The organism is Acidovorax sp. CCYZU-2555, assembly GCF_018413525.1.
In the GTDB taxonomy this organism is placed as follows: domain Bacteria; phylum Pseudomonadota; class Gammaproteobacteria; order Burkholderiales; family Burkholderiaceae_C; genus Comamonas.
Genome location: NZ_JAHCDD010000026.1, coordinates 46,134 through 62,929 on the forward strand (window position 1 = coordinate 46,134; position 16,796 = coordinate 62,929).

At 66.3% G+C, this 16,796-nt stretch carries 16 protein-coding genes; 10 read left to right on the forward strand and 6 right to left on the reverse strand.

The annotated features are described in order from the left end of the window. Positions 1-7 precede the first annotated feature (7 nt). From KHY18_RS11240 to KHY18_RS11250, 3 genes are read right to left on the reverse strand one after another with little or no spacing between them, the layout of a single operon-like run. The gene (locus KHY18_RS11240) at positions 8-1,438 is read right to left on the reverse strand and encodes an efflux transporter outer membrane subunit (RefSeq protein ID WP_349630281.1); all 1,431 of its coding nucleotides are present in this window, start codon (positions 1,436-1,438) and stop codon (positions 8-10) included. Between the two features lie 4 nt (positions 1,439-1,442). Continuing rightward, positions 1,443-4,592 carry a multidrug efflux RND transporter permease subunit gene (locus KHY18_RS11245; RefSeq protein WP_213299457.1) on the reverse strand — a complete coding sequence of 1,050 codons (3,150 nt, stop codon included), beginning with the start codon at positions 4,590-4,592 and terminating at the stop codon, positions 1,443-1,445. Between the two features lie 36 nt (positions 4,593-4,628). Further along, a complete protein-coding gene (locus KHY18_RS11250; protein WP_213299460.1) occupies positions 4,629-5,792 on the reverse strand; it encodes an efflux RND transporter periplasmic adaptor subunit in 1,164 nt (387 codons plus the stop codon). A gap of 192 nt (positions 5,793-5,984) precedes the next feature. Between KHY18_RS11250 and KHY18_RS11255 the strand changes: the two genes are divergently transcribed. From KHY18_RS11255 to KHY18_RS11265, 3 genes are read left to right on the forward strand one after another with little or no spacing between them, the layout of a single operon-like run. Further along, positions 5,985-6,545 carry a TetR/AcrR family transcriptional regulator gene (locus KHY18_RS11255; protein ID WP_249729056.1) on the forward strand — a complete coding sequence of 187 codons (561 nt, stop codon included), beginning with the start codon at positions 5,985-5,987 and terminating at the stop codon, positions 6,543-6,545. Continuing rightward, entirely contained in the window at positions 6,542-7,351 is an 810-nt protein-coding gene (locus KHY18_RS11260; protein ID WP_213299463.1) for an SDR family oxidoreductase, read from the forward strand. The genes KHY18_RS11255 and KHY18_RS11260 overlap by 4 nt, the downstream gene beginning before the upstream one ends. Positions 7,352-7,401: 50 nt before the next feature. Beyond that, positions 7,402-8,685, forward strand: coding sequence for a M20/M25/M40 family metallo-hydrolase (locus tag KHY18_RS11265; RefSeq protein WP_213299466.1), 1,284 nt, complete (start codon positions 7,402-7,404; stop codon positions 8,683-8,685). 9 nt (positions 8,686-8,694) lie between these two features. On the opposite strand, the gene KHY18_RS11270 is transcribed toward KHY18_RS11265, so the two are convergent. Next, complete coding sequence (locus KHY18_RS11270) at positions 8,695-9,582, reverse strand: LysR family transcriptional regulator (protein ID WP_213299469.1); 888 nt, start codon at positions 9,580-9,582, stop codon at positions 8,695-8,697. A 157-nt stretch (positions 9,583-9,739) separates the two neighbouring features. Between KHY18_RS11270 and KHY18_RS11275 the strand changes: the two genes are divergently transcribed. The 5 genes from KHY18_RS11275 to KHY18_RS11295 all read left to right on the forward strand — a co-directional run bounded on the left by KHY18_RS11275 (position 9,740) and on the right by KHY18_RS11295 (position 13,808). After that, positions 9,740-10,702 carry a Bug family tripartite tricarboxylate transporter substrate binding protein gene (locus KHY18_RS11275; protein WP_213299472.1) on the forward strand — a complete coding sequence of 321 codons (963 nt, stop codon included), beginning with the start codon at positions 9,740-9,742 and terminating at the stop codon, positions 10,700-10,702. Between the two features lie 2 nt (positions 10,703-10,704). Then, positions 10,705-11,934, forward strand: a complete 1,230-nt coding sequence (locus KHY18_RS11280) for a CaiB/BaiF CoA transferase family protein (protein ID WP_213299475.1) — start codon at positions 10,705-10,707, stop codon at positions 11,932-11,934. A 12-nt stretch (positions 11,935-11,946) separates the two neighbouring features. Further along, on the forward strand, positions 11,947-12,351 hold the full coding sequence (locus tag KHY18_RS11285) for a cupin domain-containing protein (protein WP_213299478.1): 405 nt from the start codon (positions 11,947-11,949) through the stop codon (positions 12,349-12,351). Next, positions 12,348-13,511 (forward strand): acyl-CoA dehydrogenase family protein, encoded by a 1,164-nt coding sequence (locus KHY18_RS11290; protein WP_213299481.1) that lies wholly within the window; start codon positions 12,348-12,350, stop codon positions 13,509-13,511. Before KHY18_RS11285 ends, KHY18_RS11290 begins: the two co-directional genes overlap by 4 nt. 87 nt (positions 13,512-13,598) lie before the next feature. Next, positions 13,599-13,808, forward strand: coding sequence for a hypothetical protein (locus tag KHY18_RS11295; RefSeq protein ID WP_213299484.1), 210 nt, complete (start codon positions 13,599-13,601; stop codon positions 13,806-13,808). A 109-nt stretch (positions 13,809-13,917) separates the two neighbouring features. Here the strand turns inward: KHY18_RS11295 and KHY18_RS11300 are convergent, their stop codons facing one another. Then, the gene (locus tag KHY18_RS11300; protein ID WP_213299487.1) at positions 13,918-14,358 is read right to left on the reverse strand and encodes a winged helix-turn-helix transcriptional regulator; all 441 of its coding nucleotides are present in this window, start codon (positions 14,356-14,358) and stop codon (positions 13,918-13,920) included. 151 nt (positions 14,359-14,509) lie between these two features. On the opposite strand from KHY18_RS11300, the gene KHY18_RS11305 reads away from it, so the two are divergent. Continuing rightward, positions 14,510-14,839 carry a DUF4148 domain-containing protein gene (locus KHY18_RS11305; protein ID WP_213299490.1) on the forward strand — a complete coding sequence of 110 codons (330 nt, stop codon included), beginning with the start codon at positions 14,510-14,512 and terminating at the stop codon, positions 14,837-14,839. Positions 14,840-14,879: 40 nt separating this feature from the next. Here KHY18_RS11305 and KHY18_RS11310 read toward each other — a convergent pair whose 3' ends face one another. Continuing rightward, a complete protein-coding gene (locus tag KHY18_RS11310) occupies positions 14,880-15,746 on the reverse strand; it encodes a pirin family protein (protein ID WP_213299493.1) in 867 nt (288 codons plus the stop codon). Between the two features lie 122 nt (positions 15,747-15,868). On the opposite strand from KHY18_RS11310, the gene KHY18_RS11315 reads away from it, so the two are divergent. After that, the gene (locus KHY18_RS11315) at positions 15,869-16,774 is read left to right on the forward strand and encodes a LysR family transcriptional regulator (protein ID WP_213299496.1); all 906 of its coding nucleotides are present in this window, start codon (positions 15,869-15,871) and stop codon (positions 16,772-16,774) included. Positions 16,775-16,796: the final 22 nt, after the last annotated feature.

The following is a 16,796-nucleotide window of genomic DNA, read 5'->3' on the forward strand; positions in this document are numbered from 1 at the left end:
CTCAGCTTCAGCTCGCGTGGGACAGCGGCTGGCCAGACCAGCCGCCGCCCAGCGCCTTGAACAGCTGAACCAGCGCCAGCTGGCGCTGGGTGCCGACCTCGATCGCGCTCAGCTGGTGGCTGAACGCGCTGCGCTGGGCTTCGAGGTAGCGCAGATGGCTGTCCACTCCGCCGCGGTAGCGCGCTTCGGACAGGCGCAAGGCCTCGTCGCTGCTGCGCGCCAACGCCAGGCGCGACACCTCTTCGCGGCGCAGCGTGTCGGTCGCGGCGAGCGCGTCCGAGACTTCGCGGAACGCGGTCTGTATCGTGCCTTCGTATTTGGCTACGGCGATATTCTTGCGCACCTGGGCCAGGTCGAGGTTGGCGCGGTTGCGCCCGCCGTCGAAGAGCGGCAGCACCAGTTGCGGCGTGAAGGACCACGAACGCGATCCCGATTCGAACAGCCCCGACAGCTCGGCGCTCGACGAGCCGAACATCCCGGTCAGCGAGATGCGCGGAAAGAACGCCGCGCGCGCCGCGCCTATGTCGGCATTGCGCGCGCGCAGTTCATGCTCGGCCGCCAGAATGTCGGGCCGGCGTTCGAGCAGCGCGGACGGCGCCGCGACGGCGATGTCCTGCACGAGCATGGTGCTCTGCGCGCGCGGCGCGGGCAAGGCCGCATCGGCGCTGCCCACCAGCAGCCGCAGCGCATTGTCGGCCTGGCGTGCTTCGCGCTCCATGCGCTCGCGTTCCGCCTGGGCCTGGGCCTGCAGTCCCAGCGCCTCCTGGTAGTCGAGCGCCGAGGCCGCGCCGGCCTCGCGGCGCTGCGCGACCAGCTGCAGCGAAGCCTGGCGTGAATGCAGTGTCTTTTGCGTCCAGGCGAGCCGGCGCTGGGCGCCGCCTCGCGTGACATGGGCCTGCATCACTTCGCCCACGAGGCTGATGCGCGCGGCCTGCGCGCTGTGCTCCACGGCAAGGTATTGCTGCAGCGCGGCATCCGACAGGTTGCGTACCCGGCCGAACAGGTCGAGCTCGAACGCGGTCATTCCCAGGCCGACCTGGTAAGTGCCCTGCGTGCCGGCGACGCCCGCGGCCGAGACATCAGCCGGCGAGCGCTGGCGCGTGCCGTCGGCCTGCAGCCCCAGGCCGGGCAGGCGGTCGGCGCGCTGTACGCGGTACTGCGCGCGCGCGACGTCGATGTTGAGCAGCGTCTGGCGCAGGTCGCGGTTGTGGGCCAGGGCCAGCGCAATGGTCTGGCGCAGGCTTTCGTCGGTGACGAACGTTTCCCAGTCGAGCGGGGCTGGCGCCGTCAGCGCATTGGCGCTGACGGGCTGGGCCCAACTGGTGGGAATGGGCGCGGCCGGGCGCTCATGGACGGGAGCCATGGAGCAGCCCGCGATGAACAGCGCCGCGGCCAGGGCGGCTGGCGTTGCAGTAGGGGTCTTGAAGTACTGTTTCACGATATCACTCCGCTGCCGAGCGGGCCTCGGTGTGGGCCTGTGCGTCGGCTGCCGGTTTCCTGCGTGCCGCCAGCGACAGCACCCAGACAAAGAAGATGGGAACGAAGACCACGCCCAGCAGCGTGGCGCTGAGCATGCCGCCGATGACGCCCGTGCCTATCGAGCGCTGGCTCGCCGCGCCCGCGCCCGAGGCGATGACCAGCGGCACCACGCCCAGGATGAAGGCCAGCGACGTCATGACGATGGGCCGAAAGCGCAGCTTCGCGGCACGCAGCGCGGCATCGACTACTGAGTGGCCTTGCGCCATCAAGTCCTTGGCGAACTCGATGATCAGGATCGCGTTCTTCGCGGCCAGACCGATCACGGTGATCAGCCCGACCTTGAAGTACACATCGTTGGACATTCCCAGAATGCTCACCGCGAGCACCGAGCCCAGCGCGCCAATGGGCACGATCAGCATCACCGAGACGGGAATGGCCCAGCTCTCGTAGAGCGCCACCAGCAGCAGGAACACCACCAGAATGGCCAGCGTGAACAGGAAGGGCGCCTGCGCTCCCGCGAGCTTTTCCTGGTACGACAGGCCGGTCCATTCGTAGCCAATGCCCGCGGGCAGCTCGCCAATCATGCGTTCGAGCTCGGCCATGGCCTGGCCCGTGCTGCTGCCCGGCGCCGCGTCGCCGCTGATCTTGATCGCGGGATAGCCGTTGTAGCGCGAGATCTGCACCGCGCCGCTTTCCCAGGCCGTGGTCACGAACGACTTGAGCGGAACCAGCCGGCCGTCGCGGTTGGCGACGCTGAGCTCCAGCACCTTTTCGGGCGTCATGCGGTCCTTCACGTCGGCCTGCACGACCACGCGCTGCAGCCGGCCCGCGTTGGCGAAGTCGTTGACTGTGGCCGAGCCATAGGCCGTGGAGATCGCCGTGCGCACGGCATCGAAGCCCACGCCCAGCGCCTGGGCCTTGTCGCGGTCCACGTCGAGGCGCAGCTGGGGCGCGTCCTGCAGGCCTTCCATCATCGCGTAGGCGATCACGGGCGAGGTGTTGGCCTGCTGCAGCAGCTGGTCGCGCGCGGCGTTGAGCGCCTCGCGGCCCAGGCCGCCGCGGTCCTGCAGGCGCAGCGCGAAGCCGCCCGAATTGCCCAGGCCTTCGATGGGCGGCGGCGACACCGCCATCACGGCGCCGTCGGGCACGCTGGCAAAGCGTTCGTTCAAGGCCGCGACTTCGTCCATGGCCGACTGGCCCGCGCCGCGTTGCGACCAGTCCTTGAGCGTGGGAAACGCGATCGCCGCGTTCTGGCCAGTGCCCGAGAAGCTGAAGCCCAGCACCGAGAACGCCGAATCCACGCCTTCGCGCGACAGCAGGTACTTCTCCACATCGTCGACCAGCGCCTGGGTGCGGCCATGGGTCGCGCCCGGCGGCAACTGCATGTCGATGATCAGCGTACCCTGGTCTTCGACCGGCACGAACGATTCGGGCAGGCGCACGTACAGCACGCCCAGCACGGCGACGATGGCCACATAGACGACCATGTAGCGGCCGGCGCGGCGCACCAGCCTGTGGTTGAGCGCTTCGAAGCGGTCGGTCAGCCGGCCGAAGAGGCGGTTGAACCAGCCGAAGAAGCCTTTCTTTTCCGCGTGGTGGCCTTTGGCAATCGGCTTGAGCAGCGTGGCGCACAGCGCGGGCGTCAGCGTCAGCGCCAGAAAGCCCGAGAACATGATGGACACCGCCAGCGACAGCGAGAACTGCTGGTAGATCACGCCCACCGAGCCGCTCATGAACGCCAGCGGCAGGAACACCGCCGCCAGCACCAGCGTGATGCCGACAATGGCCCCGCTGACCTGCTGCATGGCCTTGATCGTGGCGTCGCGCGGCGACAGCCCTTCCTCGGCCATGATGCGCTCGACGTTCTCCACCACCACGATGGCGTCGTCGACCAGAATGCCGATGGCCAGCACCATGCCGAACATCGTCATCATGTTGATCGAAAAGCCCAGCAGCGACATGACCGCGAACGTTCCCAGCAGGCACACGGGCACGACGATGGTCGGAATCAAGGTGTAGCGCAGGTTCTGCAGGAACAGGAACATCACCAGGAACACCAGCACCACGGCCTCGATCAGCGTGTGGATCACCTTTTCGATCGCCACGTCGACGAACAGCGAGGTGTCGTAGGGAATGGAGTATTCGACGTCCGCGGGAAACCCGGCCGACAGCTCCTGCAGCCGCTCGCGCACCGCCTTGGCCGTGGCGATGGCATTGGCGCCGGGCGCGAGCTGAATCGCGCCCGAAACCGCCTTCTTACCGTCGAGTACGGTGTCGAAGCCATAGTCCTGGCGGCCGATTTCCAGCCGCGCGACGTCCGACAGCCGCACGGTGGAACCGTCGACATTGGCGCGCAGCACGATGCGCTCGAACTCCCGGGGCGTCTCCAGCATGCCCTTGACGGCAATCGTTGCCGTGAGTTCCTGCTCGGCCGAGCCCGGGCGGCTGCCGAAGCTGCCCGCGGGCACCTGCACGTTCTGCGCGGCAATTGCGCTGTTGACGTCGTCGACCGACAGGCCATAGCCCAGCAGCTTCTGCGGATCTATCCAGATCCGCATCGCGGCTTCGGAGCTGAAGAACTGCAGCTTGCCCACGCCCGGCAGGCGGCGCAGCTCGTTGTTGATGCTGCGCGCCGCGTAGTCAGACAGGCCTACGACGTCCTTGTGCGTGTCATCGCCCTTGTAGGTGAGCGCATAGATCAGCAGAAAGCCGGCGTTCGCCTGGTCGACCTGCAGGCCCTGCTGCGTCACGGCCGCGGGCAGGCGCGACTCGGCCTTCTTGAGCCGGTTCTGCACGTCGACCTGGGCCAGGTTGGGCGCGGTGCCGGGCTGGAAGGTGGCGGTGATTTCGGCCGTGCCGTTCGAGCTGCTCGACGACTCGTAGTACATCAGGTGGGTCGCACCGTTGAGCTCTTCCTCCAGAACGCTGGTGACCGAATCCACCAGGGTTGACGCCGAGGCGCCTGGGTAGGTGGCCAGGATGGAAATCTGCGGCGGAGCGACGACAGGAAACTGCGACACCGGCAGCGACGGTATCGCCAGCACGCCGGCGAGCGTGATGAAAATGGCCACGACCCAGGCAAAGTTGGGCCGGCCAATGAAGAAATTGGGCATTGTCTATCCTTGGGATTGCAGGCAGGCGCTTGCGCCTTACTGGCCTGCGCGCGCGGGCGCGGCAGCGGCTGGGGGCGCGGCCAGCGTCACCTTGTCTCCGGGGTTCACGGCCGGCCCGCCGACGATCACGCGCTCGCCGGCCTTGAGGCCTTCGGTGATCAGCCATTCCGAGCCATACATCGCTCCGGTCTGCACCAGCCGCACATCGGCCACATCGCCCTCGGTGACCACGAAGACCTGGGGCTTGTTGTCGGTGCTGCGCTTGATCGCGCGCTGCGGCACCAGCACGGCCTGGGGATTCACGCCCTGGCGCGTGGTGACGCGCACATACATGCCGGGCAGCAGCAGGCCGTCCTGGTTGGCGAACTCGCCGCGCACCAGGATTTGCCCGCTGGTCGGGTCCACCGCGATGTCGGAGAACTTCAGCTGGCCTTCACGCACCTTGTCCGTGCCTTCGACCGTGGCGGTGATCCGGCCGGCCTGCGCCGCCGCGCCGCGCGTGAGCTGGCCGTTGCCGACCGCGTCGCGCAGGCGCAAGGCCTGGGCCACGGGCTGGGTGAAGTCGGCGTAGATGGGGTGCAGCTGCTGTATGGTCGCCAGCGCCGTGGTCTCGCCCTGGCCCACGAGCGCGCCTTCGGTCACCAGCGAGCGGCCTATGCGGCCGGAAATCGGCGCCTTGACCGTCGCGTAGTCGAGGTTGAGCTGCGCGGTTTCTACATCGGCGAGTGCGGACAGGCGTGCCGCCTGGGCGCTCTTGAACGTGGCGCTCGCAGTGTCGAAATCCTGCTGGCTCACGGCTTGCATCTTCACCAGCGGCTCGTAGCGCTTGAACACCGCCTGGGCTTCGGCCAGCGCGGCTTCCGTGCGCGCGAGCTCGCCCTGGGCGCGGCGCAATGCCGCGTTCAGCGGCGCGGGATCTATGCGAAACAGCAACTGCCCGGCCTTGACATCGGCGCCTTCCTCGAAATGCCGGCTCAGCACGATGCCCGCGACACGCGCGCGCACTTCGGCCACGCGCGCGGGCGTGATGCGGCCCGGATATTCCTCGGTCATTTCCAGCGCGCGCGGCTGGACCGCGACGGTCTCCACCTGTGCGGGCGGCGGCGGCGCGGCGTCCGGCGCCTCGCGACTGCATCCACTGACCAAAACGATTGCAGCCAAGCCCGCTGCGAGCGGACCTACTCGACCCTTGCACATCATGAAAACCTCTGAGTGATTGAAATTCAATTGGCATTCTATGAGGTCAAATGAATCATAAATGATTCATAAGGACTTTTGTTGTTGCAAATTCAACGGCTTGATAGACAAGTCACTTAAAATGAAGGCAATTTGAATCAAGGAGCACTGGCGCAGCTGGCGCTGCGCAGGTGCTTTCGCAGCCTGGAGTCCCCGATGAATTCGCTTGCCTCTCCCGTGGAAGACGAGAAGACGCTGGCCGCGCTGGCGCTGGCCATGGTCGATCACCCGCGCGCCACGCTGCAGGAGCTGGCCAAGGCCATAGGCGTGAGCAAGGCCACGCTCTACCGCTTCTGCAAGACGCGCGAGCAGCTGATAGAACGACTGTTCGACCACAGCGCTAGCCGCCTGCGCCGCTCCATCGATGAGGCCGAGCTGAACAACGGCCCCGCAGTGGATGCCTTGCGCCGCCTGATTCAGGGCCAGCTGGTGCACAAGGAACTCACGGCGTTCCTGACCTATTACTGGAAGCCCGATTCGATGCAGGACCCGCGCGGCGTAGAGACCTGGACGGCGTTCGATGCGGCGGTCGATGCGTTCTTCCTGCGCGGCCAGCAGGAAGGCGCATTCCGCATCGACATCAGCGCCGCAGCGCTGACCGAAACCCTGTTCTCCATGGTCATAGGCCTGGTCGATGCCGAGCGCCGCGGCCGGGTCGCGCGCGCAGCGCTGCCGGCGATGGTGGAGCAGGTCTTCCTGCGCGGGGTGGCGAAATGACCGGCAAGCTCCATTCCAAGACCGCCCTCATCACGGGCGCGGCCCAGGGAATCGGCGCGGCGATCGCGCGTGCCTTCGTCGATGCGGGCGGCTTTGTCTATCTCACCGACATCAACGATGGGCCCGGCGCGGACCTTGCCCGCGCCTTGGGCGACCAGGCGCGCTACCTGCCGCTCGACGTGCGCAGCGAAGACGACTGGCAGCGCGTGACGGCCCAGGCGCTGGGCGAGCGCGGCCGGCTCGACGTGCTGGTGAACAACGCAGGCATCACGGGCTTCGAGCAGGGCGCGGTCGCGCACGACCCCGAGAATGCCAGCCTTGCGGATTGGCAGGCGGTGCATCGCACCAATCTCGATGGCGTGTTCCTGGGCTGCAAATACGCGATCCGCTCCATGCGCGCGCAGCGCACGGGATCCATCATCAACATCTCTTCGCGTTCGGGCCTGGTGGGCATTCCCGGCGCCGCGGCCTATGCCTCGTCGAAGGCCGCGGTGCGCAACCACAGCAAGACCGTTGCGCTGTACTGCGCCGAGCAAGGCCTCAAGGTGCGCTGCAACTCCATCCATCCCGCGGCGATTCTGACGCCGATCTGGGAGCCCATGCTGGGCACGGGCGATGACCGCGCGGCGCGCATGGCGGCGCTGGTGCGCGACACGCCGCTGCGCCGCTTCGGTCTGCCCGAGGAAGTCGCGGCCATGGCCTTGCTGCTGGCCTGCGACGACGCGACCTACATCACGGGCAGCGAATTCAACATCGACGGCGGCCTGCTCGCGGGATCGGCGGCGACACCGGTGCAGGTGGAGTAATCTGGCGGGTGGCACTTTCTTTTTCCACCCATAGCGCAAGGGTCGCATCCATGTCCATTCGTATGTTCGCCGGTCCCGTCATTGCCTCGCTGGCCCTGGTCGCCACGCTGGCCCAGGCCCAGGCCCCGTCCGGCCCGCATGCCGCCGTGCATGCGCTGGCGCAGAAGGAGCAGCAGCCGCTGCTCGACACGCTGCGCGATCTGGTGCATATCGAGTCGGGCAGCAAGGACCTCGAAGGCCTGGACAAGATCGCGGCCTTGATTGCCAGCCAGTTGCGCCAGCGCGGCGGTACGGTGGAGATCCTGCGACCCACCGACATCTACCGGCTCGACGACACGCCCGAAAAAGTCGGCCCCGTGGTGCACGCCACCTTCCAGGGCCAGGGCACGAAGAAGATCATGTTCATCGCGCACATGGACACCGTCTACCTGCAGGGCATGCTCAAGGACCAGCCGTTTCGCATCGATGGCGACAAGGCCTACGGCCTGGGCATTGGCGACGACAAGCAGGGCGTGGCGACCATCATCCATACCGTGGGCATGCTGCAGCAGCTGGACTTCAAGGACTACGGCACGCTCAACGTGCTGATCAACGGCGACGAGGAAATCAGCTCGCCCGGCGCGCGCGGCACCATCACACGCATCGCGGCCGATCAGGACGCGGTGTTCTCGTTCGAAGGCGGCGGCGCGACCGGCGCGCTGCGCCTGGCGACCAGCGGCATTGGCGCGGCGTATCTCACGGTCGACGGCAAGGCTTCGCATGCGGGCGCATCGCCCGAGAAGGGCGTGAACGCGCTGTACGAGCTGTCGCACCAGCTGCTGCAGATGAAGGAGCTGTCCAAGCCCGCGCAAGGCCTGAAGCTCAACTGGACCGTGGCCAGCGCCGGCACCAACCGCAACGTGATTCCGGCCCAGGCCAGGGCTCAGGCCGACGCGCGCGCGCTCAAGGTGTCCGACTTCGACGCGCTCGACAAGCAGCTCCAGGCCAAGGTGCAGAACAAGCTGCTGCCCGACTCCAAGGTGCAGGTGAAGTTCGAAGTGCGCCGCCCGCCGCTCGAAGCCACGCCGGTCTCGCGCCGCGTCGCCGAGCATGGCAAGCAGATCTACCAGGAAATCGGCCTGCCGCTGTCGGTGGTGGCCGAAGCCACGGGCGGGGGCACCGACGCTGCGTTTGCGGGCCTCAAGACCCGCGGCGCCGTGGTCGAAGGCATGGGCCTGACCAGCTTCGGCGCGCATTCCAACGACGCCGAATATGTGCTGATCAGCACCATCGTGCCGCGCCTTTATCTGGCCACGCGCATGGTCATGGACCTGTCCAGCGGCGCGCTGCAATAAGTCCCGGCGCTAGCTTCGCTGCAGAACGCTTTGCGCGCACTCTATGAAGCTGCGCAGCGTGGGCGGGCAGTACGCGGGATTCCATATCAGCATCGCCGGCGCCAACACTTGCTCGCCGCTGATTTCCACGAACCTGACGCCATGCACGCGCGAACGCGCCAATGACCTGGGCACGACCGAAACCCCCAGGCCGTTGGCGACCATCGCCACGATGGTGAGCCATTGGCGCGCCGCATGCGCTAACTTGGGGTGTATGCCCGCGCGCGAGAAGATGGCGATCACGTTGTCATAGTTGGCCGGGGCGACATCGCGCGAGAACATCACAAAGCGCTCGTGGGCCAGCTGTTTGAGCTCTATCGATTCGCACTGCGCCTGCGGATGGTCCTCGGGCAGGCACAGCAGGAACGCATCTTCCTCCAGAGGAAGAAACGCGAGCTGTGGCGCCACGGTGGAAGCATTCACGAAACCCGCGTGGATCTGGCCGCGCAGCAGTTCGTTCACCTGTTCGGCGCTCGACATCTCCTTGAGCACCACATCTACATCGGGCGTTTGCACATTGAACTGCCTGACGATGGCCGGCACTTCGCGGTAGACCTGCGAGCCGGTCATGCCGATTTCCAGCCGGCCGCGCATTCCCCGGCCGACGATCCTGGCCACGCTCGACGCCCGTGCCACCTGTTCCAGCACCTGGCGCGCTTCTTCCAGAAAGGCTTCGCCGGCCTGGGTCAGCTCTACATGCTTGCTGTCGCGAATCAGCAGCTTGACCTCCAGTTCCTCTTCGAGCGACTTGATGGCGCTGCTCAGCGGCGGCTGCGTGATCGCGAGCTTGCCGGCCGCGCGCCCGAAATGCAGCTCTTCTGCGAGGACGACGAAGTAGCGAAGAAAGTGAAGCTTCATGGGGCAGGGCGATCGAAGGCGCAGGCGCCTTCAACGATTCTCAAAAAGAATCACTCTAGCCAAAATAGAGATTGGACGCGAATGGTTGTGCCGGGGAAGATGGATACGCATCGATTGACGAGACGGTGCGCATTCAAATTACAACAGGAGACACGGCATGAAAATCTTTCCTCGTGCGCTGGCCTTGGCGGCCGGCCTGCTCGCGGTTTCAGCGGCAATCGCCCAGAGCTATCCTTCGGCGCCGGTCACGCTGGTCGTGCCGTTCGCGGCCGGCAGCGGCACCGATGCGGTGGCGCGCATCGTCGCCAAGAAGCTGGGCGAGCGCTTGAAGCAACCGGTGCTGGTCGACAACCGCGCGGGCGCCAACGCGCAGATCGCCGCGCAGTTCGTCGCCAAGGCCAAGCCCGACGGCTACACCTTGTTCATGACCACCAACACCTCGCACTCGGCCAACCCCAGCCTGATCGCCAATCTCAAGTACGACCCGATCAAGGATTTCACGCCGGTGGCGCGCGTGGGCGAGCTGCCGTTTGCGCTGGTGGTGAACAAGAACGACCCGGCCAGGTCGCTCAAGGAATGGATAGAGCAGGTCAAGTCCCATCCCGGAAAGTTTTCCTATGCCACGCCCAACAGCACTTCGCTGGTGGCGTCCGAAACCATCAAGCGCATCGCCGGCCTGGATGTGATGGCGATTCCCTACAAATCGAGCCCGCAGGCGCTGACCGATCTGATTGGCGGCACCGTGCAGATGTATGTCGTCGATCTGGGGTCGGGCATGGGAATGATCAATGCGGGCAGCGTGCGCGTGCTGGGCGTGACCACCAAGGAGTCGCTGAAGTCGGTGCCCCATGCCGTGCCCATCGTCAAGGAGGTGCCGGGCTTCGATCTGACATCGTGGAACGGCATCTTCGGGCCGGCCGGCATGCCCAAGCCTGTCGTCGACAAGCTGAACGCGGAACTGCAGGAAGTGCTGGCCGACAAGGAGGTGCAGAAGTCGCTGAGCCAGCTGGGCTTTGAAACCTGGCCCACCAGGACGCCCGAGGAATTCGCCAAGTATGTGGTCGACCAGCTCGCGCATTGGAGCGCGCTGGTCAAGCAGGCCGGCATACGCGCGGAATGACCATGGCCGCATTGCATTCCACCGCCGCCTCGGGGCCGCTGGCCGGCGTCAAGGTGCTGGACCTGACTTCGGTCGTGATGGGGCCGTTCGCGACCCAGATCCTGGCGCAGCTGGGCGCCGAAGTCATCAAGGTCGAGACGCCCGAAGGCGACAACATGCGCCATGTCGGCCCCATGCGGCATGCGGGCATGGGGCCCATCTTCCTGCATGCGAATGCGGGCAAGAAAAGCATAGTGCTCGACCTCAAGCAGCCGGAGGGCCGTGAAGCCGCGCTCAAGCTGGCCGAAAGCTGCGACGTGTTCATCAGCAATGTGCGGCCCCAGGCGCTGGCGCGGCTGGGAATGGACTATGAAGCCGTGCGCCAGCGCAGCCCGCGCATCATCCATGTGAGCTGCTGCGGCTTCGACCAGGACGGGCCCGATGCCGCGCGCCCGGCCTACGACGACCTGATCCAGGGCGCGACCGGAGTGCCGTGGCTGATGGAGCAGTACGGCGCGCCCGAGCCGGCCTATATGCCGACCACGCTGGCCGACCGCGTGACCGGCCTGCACACGGTCTATGCCGTGACCGCGGCGCTCTATGCGCGCGGCCAGTCGGGCCTGGGCCAGGCCGTGGTCGTGCCGATGTTCGAAGCCATGGCGCAGTTCATTCTGGGCGATCACATGGCGGGCCTGACGTTCGCGCCGCCTATCGGCAAGCCCGGCTACGCGCGGCTGCTGACGCCGCACCGCAAGCCCTATGCGACGCGCGACGGCATGCTGTGCGTGCTGATCTACAACGACCAGCATTGGCAGCGCTTCTTTGCCGCCATAGGCGAGTCCGAAGGACTGGCGCGCGATCCGCGGTTCGCGACGCACAGCGCGCGCGCCGCCCACATCGACGCGGTCTATGCCGAAGTCGCGCGCCTGATGCGCGCCCGCACCACGCAGGAATGGCGTGCGCTGCTGGACGCGGCCGACGTGCCCAACATGCCCATGAACAGCCCGCAGGACCTGCTGGTCAACCCGCAGCTGCGCGCCACGGGCTTTGTGAGCGACACCGTGCATCCGACCGAAGGGCCCATGCATACGCTGGCCCATCCCACGAAGTGGTCGGCGACGCCGCCCGCCCAGCAGCTTTCTCCGGCGCCGCGCCTGGGAGAGCACACGCGGCAACTGCTGGAAGAAGCCGGCTATGCGCCGCAGCACATAGACACGCTGCTGGCGCAGGGCGCCTGCCGCACAGATATCTGAAAGAAACCCCACATGTCTCATCCCAGCTACCTGGTCCGCACCGCCGATGTGCCGGCCTATCAACCCGCGAATCACCACCATACTTTCAACCAGCGTCTGATCGGCCCCGAGACCGTGGGCGCGCGGCAGATGGAAGTGCTGCTGGGCACGCTGCACAAAGGCGGCGGCGCCTTGCCCCATGCGCATCCTGGCATAGAGCAGGCCTGCCATCTGCTCGAAGGCACGGCCCATGTCGAGGTGGCCGGCCAGTCTTTTGACATGGTGGCCGGCGACACCTGCTTTTTTCCCGCCGACCAGATGCATGTCTTCACCGTGACCAGCGACACGCCCGTCAAGCTGCTGGTGATCTACAGCCCGCCTTACGGCGAATCGCCCGACAAGGTGATACGTCCCATTGCGCAGGGAGGCGACCAATGAACTTCGCACTGAGTTCGGAACAGGAGCAGATTCGCGACGCCATCGAGCGCGTCTGTGCGCCCTTCGATGCCGACTATTGGCTGCGCAAGGACCAGGAAGGCGGTTTCCCGGACGACTTCCACCAGGCGCTGGCCGCGTCGGGCTGGCTGGGAATCGCCATGCCCGAGGCCTATGGCGGCGCGGGCCTGGGCATCAGCGAAGCCGCGCTGATGATGCATACGATCTCGGCCACGGGCGCCGGTCTGTCGGGCGCGTCCGCGGTGCACATGAATATCTTCGGCCTGCACCCGGTCGTGGTGTTCGGCACTGACGAGCAAAAGCAGCGTTGGCTGCCGCCGCTGATCGCCGGCACGGACCGCGCCTGCTTTGGCGTGACCGAACCCAATACCGGGCTCAACACGCTCAAGCTCAGGACGCGGGCGGTGCGCGACGGCGACCACTATGTGGTCCATGGCCAGAAAGTCTGGATCAGCACGGCCCAGGTGGCCAACAAGATGCTGCTGCTGGCGCGCACGACCCCGATAGAGGAATGCCAGGGCACCGAAGGCCTGAGCCTGTTCTATACCGACATGGACCGCAGCAAGATCGAGGTGCGCGAGATCGAGAAGCTGGGCCGCAAGTGCGTGGACTCGAACCAGGTGTTCATCGACGGCCTGCGCATTCCGGTCGAGGACCGCGTGGGCGAGGAAGGCAAGGGCTTCAGCTACATCCTGCATGGGCTGAACCCGGAGCGCATCCTGATCGCCAGCGAGGCCGTGGGCCTGGGGCGCGCCGCCCTGCAGCGCGCCGCGGGCTATGCGAACGAGCGCGAAGTGTTCGGCCGCCCGATCGGGCAGAACCAGGGCATACAGCACCCGCTGGCCAAATCCTGGATGGAGCTCGAGGCCGCGCATTTGATGGTGCACAAAGCCGCCTGGCTCTACGACCAGCATCTGCCCTGCGCGGCCGAAGCCAACAGCGCCAAGTACCTCGCGGCCGAAGCCTGTTACCACGCCTGCGAGAACGCGATCTTCACGCATGGCGGCATGGGCTATGCCAAGGAATACCATGTGGAGCGCTATCTGCGCGAGTCCTGGATTCCGCGCCTGGCGCCCGTGAGTCCGCAGCTGATCCTGTGCTTCATCGCCGAGAAAGTGCTGGGTTTGCCCAAGTCCTATTGAGTGGCGCGCGCAGGGCGGGCGCGCGCGAAATAACGCGGGCCGCGTTTTGCCGCCACAATGCGGGTTGTTTTGAACCTGGAAATATCTGTGAACCAACCCATTGCCCACGCCGAACTGATTGCCAGCTACCGCAAGGTCGCCGCCGAGGCCGCCACCAAGGCCGCCAAGGTGCAGGCTGCATCTTCCAAGGGCCCGGCTGTCGCCAAGGCGGCCAGCGACACCGCGGCCAAGGCCGCGCGCCGTCGCGATGTGCTCGCGTCCAAGCTCGCCAAGCTGGGCGTCGTGCTGGCTGACTGAGCTGCCACGGCCCGCGACCTCAAGGTCGCAAAACGAGCGGTGAATCCCTGGTGGATTCGCCGCTTTTTTTCGTCTGGCGCTTACTGCACCAACGCGAGGCGCCGTGCCGTCATTCCTGCGGGTAGACGGCCTTGATGGCGCGCGTGCCCAGCGCCGCGCCCGTGACCGCGTCGATCGCGACCGGCTGTATGTCGGTGCCGTTCTCGGCGTCGAGCAGGCGCACCATTTCGCCATGGCCGCGGTGCTTGCGCCCCCAGGCGCCTATCAGCAGCAGCACCGGCAGGAAATCTCGGCCGGCCTGGGTCAGAACGTACTCGTCGCGCGGCGGCCGCTCGGAGTACTGGCGTTTTTCCAGCAACTTCTCGTCGGTCAGCGCCGCGAGTCGTTTGGTCAGCATGGTGGGCGCTATGCCCAGACTTTTCTTGAACTGCTCGAAGCGGGTCATGCCCGCGTTCGCGTCGCGCAGGATCAGCATGGTCCATGCGTCGCCGAGCAAGTTGAGGCTGCGCGCGATAGGGCAAAGGCATTCGGCAAAATTTTTTGAGTCCATATCTTTTCAGTATTGACTAACTATTGTTTCGATACTAACATCCAAACCGCAGCCCGTCCAGGCAGGCAACGCCGTAAGGAGCGCCTCATTCTGCGTTGCTGCAAGACGTTCCGGTATCGAAGAAGTCAAATCAACTGAAAAGGAAATCAAAATGGCCACCACCTCCAGCCCCGCCTCCCGCGCCATCGCCGCACGCGTTCTCCCGTCGCTGGCGACCGCGCTCACTCTTTCCCTGGCCTTCATCCTTCCCGCGCAGGCCCAGGAAAAATCCCCGGACCAGCGCGATGCCGCGACCGCGCGCGCCGAAGTCATTGCCGATCTGGCGCTGTGGCGCCGTGCCGGCCTGGACCGCTCCGAGCCGCTGAACAGTTCGTACAGCCTGCAATCGACGGAATACGGCGCGGCCCAGCAGGAGTACCAGCGCCTGCGCGCCAGCGACGAATTCCAGCGCGAAGTGCGCAAAGCGCTGGCGCACAACTGATGCGCAGCGGGTCGGAGCCCGGCGGGCTTCGACCCATCACTCAGGCGTGCATTTGCCCGAAGCGGCCGCTGTTGAAGTCCGTGATCGCCTGGGCAATTTCTGCCTGGGTATTCATCACGAACGGCCCATGGCCCACGATGGGCTCGTCAATGGGCTCACCGCCGAGCAGCAGAAATGTCGCATCGCTGTTGGCTTCGATTTCCACGCCGCTGCCGCCGCGCTCGAACTGCACCAGCTGGCCTTCGCGCACCACTTCCTCGCCGTTGACCAGCACCGTGCCGTGCAGCAGCACCAGCGCCAGCGTATGGCCCACGGGCGTATCGAAGCGCGCGGCGCGGCCCTGGCCCAGCCGCACGTCCCATACATCGACCGGCGTGAACGTCTGCGCCGGGCCGCGCCGGCCGTCGAACGCGCCGGCGATCACGCGCACCTGACCCGCGCCATCGGGCAAGGCCACCGACGGAATCTGCGCGTCCTGCAGCGTCTGATAGCGCGGCGCGGCGAGCTTGTCCTTGGCCGGCAGGTTGACCCACAGCTGCACCATTTCGAGCGTGCCGCCGCGTTCGGTGAACGCCTTCGAGTGAAACTCTTCATGCAGGATGCCGCTGGCCGCGGTCATCCACTGCACGTCGCCGGGGCCGATCAGGCCGCCCGCGCCCGTGGAGTCGCGGTGTTCGACTTCGCCCTCATAGACGATGGTCACGGTCTCGAAGCCGCGGTGCGGGTGCTGGCCCACGCCGCGCGGCTGGTCGGTGGGCGTGAACTGCGCCGGGCCCGCGTGGTCTAGCAGCAGGAACGGGCTCAGATGCGCGCCGTGGCCGCTGTAGCTGAACAGCGAACGCACGGGAAAGCCATTGCCCACCCAGTGCGGACGCGGTGCGCTGTAGGTTCCGAGGATCTTCTTCATGGCATTTCTCCTGTGGCACGAGGCGGTGCCTCGAATGCATAGCTAAAGAATAATTCCAGAACGACCAATGCGGTAGTGACCAATATTTGCCTTCATCGTTCTATTTCAGGAACAATGAACGCATGAGAGATCTCAACGACCTTTATTACTACGTGCAAGTGGTCGAGCATGGCGGCTTCGCGCCCGCGGGCCGGGCCCTGGGCGTGCCCAAGTCCAAGCTCAGCCGGCGCATCGCGCTGCTGGAGGAGCGTCTGGGCGTGCGCCTGATCCAGCGCTCTACGCGGCGCTTCGCGGTGACCGAGATCGGCCAGACCTATTACCAGCACTGCAAGGCGATGCTGGTCGAGGCCGATGCGGCCGAGGAGGCGATCGCGCTGACCCAGGCCGAGCCCTGCGGCACGGTGCGCATGGCGTGTCCGGTGGCGCTGCTCGATGCGCAGGTGGCTGCCATGCTGTCGGACTTCATGGCGCTGTACCCGCGCGTGCAGGTGCATCTCGAAGAGACCAATCGGCGCGTGGACGTGGTGGGCGAGGGCATGGATCTGGCGATACGCGTGCGCCCGCCGCCTATCGACGACAGCGATCTGGTGATGCGCGTGCTCGGCGAGCGCGACCAGTGTCTGGTCGCTAGTCCGCGGCTATTGGACGCGACCGGCGTTCCGCAGCACCCCGCCGATCTCGCGGGCCTGCCGAGCCTGGGCCTGGGCCGGCCGCAGAACGACCATGTCTGGGCGCTGCACGGCCCGGATGGTGCCCAGGCCTCCATTCATCATCAACCGCGTTTCATCACGCAGGGCATGTTCGCGCTGCGCACCGCGGCCGTCGCGGGCGTGGGCGTGGTGCAGTTGCCGCGCATGATGGTCGGCGGTCATTGCGCGCGCGGCGAGCTGGTCGAAGTACTGCCCGGCTGGGCGCCGCGGCGCGAAATCATCCATGCGGTGTTCGCTTCGCGCCGCGGGCTGCTGCCTTCGGTGCGGGCCTTGCTGGATTTTTTGGCCGCGCGGTTCGCGGCTTTGCCCGCGGATTGAACGCGGCGAGGCTATTGCGCGG